Here is a 711-nt window from a genome sequence, read left to right on the forward strand (position 1 = left end):
CACTCACGTCTACCGCTTTCTTCCAACCAATAGGCCTACCACGTTTTCCTTCAATTACAGACCTGCCGCTTAGCGCTTCCACTTTAAATTTAAACTGCTCATTTCCAAGCGCTAAACCCTTATTCGTCGCTTTTCTAATATCTTCAATCAATTCAGACTCAACGTAACCAGCAAAGAGCTTTCTATAATCTGCTAATCTATTATTCGCATCTTGATTAATTGCTAAATAGTTGGGATGAGCGGTTAGTAAGTCACTCTGTTTTCCCAAAGCATTACACTGATAACTAGACCAACTGTATTCACTTGGGTCTTGTACCATCCCAGCTCTCACCGGGTTAAGTTCAATATAACGATATAATTCCAACAAGTACTGCTCACTCTGCACTAAGCAAGAGCGATACCTGCCTTCCCATAATGTACCCGATCGTTTATAAGCCCTGTTGAAATACATAACGTACATTCGCCCCAAAGACTGCATCATTTGTGAAATCCCAGAATGATTAGCTGGACTACACAAAATATGCACATGATTGGTCATCAAGACCCAAGCATGAATAGCGACTTTATACTTTTTACTGTATTGCTTTAACCAAGTAACATAGACTTTCATGTCATTTTCACAGGCAAAAATAGCTTGGCGATTATTACCCCGCTGAATAACATGTTCCGCCACGCCCGCTAATGAAACTCTTGATTTTCTTGGCATAATTA

The 711-nt window shown here is 40.1% G+C and carries 1 protein-coding gene; it reads right to left on the reverse strand.

Going from position 1 to position 711, the window contains the following annotated elements; genetic code table 11:
• Positions 1–711: transposase (locus tag ASU03_RS19530; protein ID WP_231731664.1), on the reverse strand; the 711-nt coding region annotated here is incomplete at both ends.

The sequence above is a fragment of the Colwellia sp. TT2012 genome, assembly GCF_001440345.1.
In the GTDB taxonomy this organism is placed as follows: domain Bacteria; phylum Pseudomonadota; class Gammaproteobacteria; order Enterobacterales; family Alteromonadaceae; genus Colwellia.